3 protein-coding genes and 1 pseudogene are annotated in these 3,934 nt (G+C 46.9%); 2 read left to right on the top strand and 2 right to left on the bottom strand.

Annotation, left to right across the window (positions count from 1 at the left end):
• Positions 1 to 201 precede the first annotated feature (201 nt).
• Entirely contained in the window at positions 202 to 540 is a 339-nt protein-coding gene (locus IQ242_RS18845) for a hypothetical protein (RefSeq protein ID WP_193961020.1), read from the top strand.
• Between the two features lie 54 nt (positions 541 to 594).
• Here the strand turns inward: IQ242_RS18845 and IQ242_RS18840 are convergent, their stop codons facing one another.
• Complete coding sequence (locus IQ242_RS18840; protein WP_193961019.1) at positions 595 to 2,130, bottom strand: TolC family protein; 1,536 nt, start codon at positions 2,128 to 2,130, stop codon at positions 595 to 597.
• Positions 2,131 to 2,331: 201 nt separating this feature from the next.
• On the opposite strand from IQ242_RS18840, the pseudogene IQ242_RS18835 reads away from it, so the two are divergent.
• Positions 2,332 to 2,623 (top strand): annotated as a pseudogene (locus tag IQ242_RS18835) (addiction module antidote protein).
• On the opposite strand, the gene IQ242_RS18830 reads toward IQ242_RS18835, so the two are convergent.
• Positions 2,620 to 3,934, bottom strand: a 1,315-nt coding sequence (locus IQ242_RS18830; RefSeq protein WP_193961018.1) for a gamma-glutamyltransferase, incomplete at its 5' end; no start/stop codon positions are given. The pseudogene IQ242_RS18835 and the gene IQ242_RS18830 overlap by 4 nt on opposite strands.

Genomic DNA, 3,934 nt, shown 5'->3' with positions numbered 1-3,934 from the left:
GGAACCCCCTAAGCCGAGTTTTCAAGGTGCTGCGCCGTCCACTTGGTTTTCGAGACTGGCCTTTTAATTCTAACGTAAAGCCAACCTAGAACGGCGGGGTTTCAGACCCAAAATTTCCGATGATCGAGAGTCTGCCGGGTAATTACCGTCATGGCCGCCAATGCTGAGATTACATTTTTTGATCACCGAGGTATATTGGCGATGATCACTAAAAATTCTTTATTATCAGGTTTGTTTCTGGGTCTGGGTTGGGTTGGCGTTAGCGGCAACCTAGTCGTGGCCCAATTGCCTATCAGTGAGCGTTGTTTAGCGGGGGCTGAATCCTGCGCTTACCAAAAATATCCCCAATACAATCAGCAATTAAACTTTCGTACCAGTCCCCAAATCGAGCAGCGGCGACTGAACACGATCGAAAATCAATGCGGTAGCATTAATTCCTCTGGTTGTAATAATCTGCGTCCGCAGGTGCAAGAGCTACAGGAAACTCCCACCATGCAGCGATTGCGGGAACAACAGATTAGAATTATCCAAACTCGTTAAAATAGGGGAGATTTGGCCATCTCCCCCCACACCACACCTCGATAAATCCCACAATTAACGCACTTCAAACAAACGATTGTCTGGTAAATTACTAATCGCTCGCTGGAGACTATTTAAGGATTTATTGTAATCAACGATCGCCTGTAGATAACGACTTCTGGCATCGGTTAAATCCCGTTGGGAGTTGATCACGTCCGTTTGGGTTCCCACACCGGCCTGAAAGCGTAAACGGGCTAATCGCAGACTTTCCGTGGCGGATTCAATGCTTTTTTGCGAAGTTTTAATGTTTTCTTGGTTAGAAATCAAATTATAGTAAGATTCCTCCACCTGAAGGCGAATTTCATTGCGACGGAGGGAGAATTCCGTATCGGCGCGATCGATGTTTCTTTCCGCTTGACGGGCGCGAGCAAAAGCACGACCACCATCAAAGAAAGTCCAACGAATCCGGCCGCCGACGCTAAAACCATCGCCAAAACCGGCATCATCACTGAGATCGTTAAGAACATTATACTCGCCCAAAAGGTCCACTTGGGGAATCACCGCCGAAATGGCGATCGAGCGGTCTTCTGCGCTAATTTCCCGTTGTAAGAGTTGTTGTTCTAATTCCGCGCGATTTTTATAGGCCAAAACGATACTATCATCAAGACTTAAGCCCCAAGTTCCCGCCTCGCGAATCTCATCGGCAGCGGTTAACTCGATGTGCTGACCGACACTCAATATCTGTGCCAGTCGCCGTCGGGAAATACGCTGGGTAGAAATCGCCCGGGTTAAGTCTTGGTTAGCGTTAGCGAGGTCAACTTCCGCCTGTAGGACAGCAAATCGGGTTCCTAGTCCCGCTTGCTCCAATAATTGTGCATCCCGTAAACTTTGACTAGCATCTTCGATCGCAGCTTGGGAGATCGCTACCTGAGCATCACCCCTCTGCAATTCATAATAGGCATCGGTGGCATCAAAACGAGTTTGTTCCGAGACTCGTTCCACCTCTAATTCCCGTTGCCGGATCACTTTTTCGGCCCTTTTGATCTGGGCTGTCCGTTCACCCCCTGTATAAACCCCATAGACGATGCTAACACTACCCTGAAAGTTGGTACTATCTTCAGGTGTAGTGGCTGGGATTCCCTGTTGACGAGCCAACTCATTCTGTCTTTGGGCAACTGCCGATTGATCTTGAGTGAGACTGGTTTCCGCTTGGGCCGTGGGTAATAAAGCCGCCTGTTGTTCCTTTAATTGGGCGCGAGCGATTTCTAAATCGACCCGGGCTGTCTGTAAGGTCTGATTATTTTTTAAAGCTAATTCGATCGCTTGATTTAAGGTGATCGGTTGTACTACCCTAATTCCCACCTCATCTGGTTTGGTGGGAAAAATTAGGGGATTGCCACTAGGATTAAGATAATTGGGGGCTTTGGGATCCGCTTCCGTGGTTGCCGGTGCCGCCGATGGACCGGGTAATTGAGAAACTGGATTGGCAGTAGGTCGGGGTTTCTTCAATAAATCGGCAGCGGACTGAGTTTGTGCCTTAACCGAGGATTCAGCCAAGAAAATCAACCCAAGCACCGCACTCACGGTAATACCATAACGCAAGAGCAACATGAGTATCTCGAAAGTAAATAGTAAACGATAAGAAGTAAACAAGCTCACACCACTATGTTGGCCGATTACTAATTACCGATAGTAACACGGGAGCATGAAAGCCACCGTCTTTTAAGCACCGGCTACAATCAGATTCGATTGATTTGGAACGAGACATCAAAACGGCATTAGATTTAGCCCAATACTGATAGGAGGTTCTCTATGGCTACAATTCAGACTTATCCTTGGGATGCAGCAGATCATTTGAAAACAAAAGAAGATATCGCTGCTTATCTGGAAGCTGCCCTCGAAGATGGCGATCCTAGCTTAGTAGTGGCAGCATTAGGCGATATTGCTCGTTCTCAAGGGATGACTCATATTGCTCGCGAGACGGGTTTGGGACGGGAGAGTCTCTATAAATCTTTGTCGAATCGGGGTAATCGGTGAGTTTGCTACAGTTCTTAAGGTTTTGCAAGCACTTGGGTTACGCCTGCAAGTTGTACCCATTATCTAAAAATCCCCCATCACTAATCCTACTCCCTCCCGACGCGGATCGCCCGTAGCGGTTAATTCCCCCCGATCATTCACTGCCACCCCATGTACACCCCCAAAAAACATATTTTGTTCTTGCCATAGGGATACTTGAGTATTTGCGGGTAAAACCAGATTTTTGAGCAGATTTTCCCGATCTTCTAAAGGTTCAATTCCTAATTGTTGATTTTCCCAATGTATGCGCGAGGCAGCGATCGCATAGGGTAGAGATTGCCGAAAATCGATTAAATTGCTAATAACCTGTAAAATAGCGGTGCGAATGCGATTGGAACCCCCAGAACCGAGAACAAATCGCGGCTTTTCTTCCTCTAAAATCATCGTCGGCGACATCATTGAGGATAAACGACGATCAACGGGCCAATTGTGAAAACCAAAGGGATTTAAGTCCGCTTCCCCGATCATATTATTGAGCATAATTCCCGTCCCCGGCACGGTATAAGCCGATCCTTCGCCGTTGGAAAAGGTGGCACTGGCGGCGTTACCTTCCCCATCGATAACACTAATATGGGTGGTACTGCCCCATTTATTGGGATATTTGCCTAAAAATTCTGGTGAGAGGAACTTATCTTCGATTCCCTCCTGATGGATAAAATTATCGTAGCCTTGGGCCCGAGCTTGATTGGTTAAGGCCATCACTTCCGTTAAAATTTGCAGATGTTTGGCTCCCAGATGCTCTAAAGCCGATAAATTGACTGTTTCTAGTAATTTTAGGGCAAAAGCCAGGAGAATTCCTCCAGAACTAGGAGGCGGATTAGTCAGGATTTCGTAACCTCGATATTGGCTTTTTAGGGGTTTTCTCTCAATGACTTGGTAATGACTTAAATCCTCTAGGGTAAGATAACCGCCCTCCTGCATATCTTTGGCGATTTGGTGGGCGATTTCTCCCTCATAAAAGTCTTTTACACCTTTTTTGCTTAATTCCTCTAAGGTGTTGGCAAAATCCCTCATCACACAGCGATCGCCAGCTTGGAGGAGTTTTCCTTGGGGAGCATAGACTTTTAAACCCTCTCTATCTTTGAGCAGGATCGAAGCGAGTAAACCCAGGCAAAAGCCGTTATATTGGCTCAAAATGTAGCCTTGACGAGCATATTCGATCGCTGGTTCCGCTACCACGGCAAAGGGCAATTTTCCCAGTTTTTTCTGCACTGTTTCCAATCCCCGTAATGCTCCGGTCGTAGCGATCGCACCTCGGCCAATGTGAAAATCTTGACTAGCACCACCAAAATCGATCGCCACTGGGTAAAAGTCGATATTTGTCAAGGGTTTTTTATAT

It is taken from the genome of Microcystis sp. LEGE 08355, assembly GCF_015207185.1.
In the GTDB taxonomy this organism is placed as follows: domain Bacteria; phylum Cyanobacteriota; class Cyanobacteriia; order Cyanobacteriales; family Microcystaceae; genus Microcystis; species Microcystis panniformis.
The sequence above is the reverse complement of the archived record's forward strand: the minus strand, read 5'-3'. Positions and strand labels throughout refer to the sequence as shown.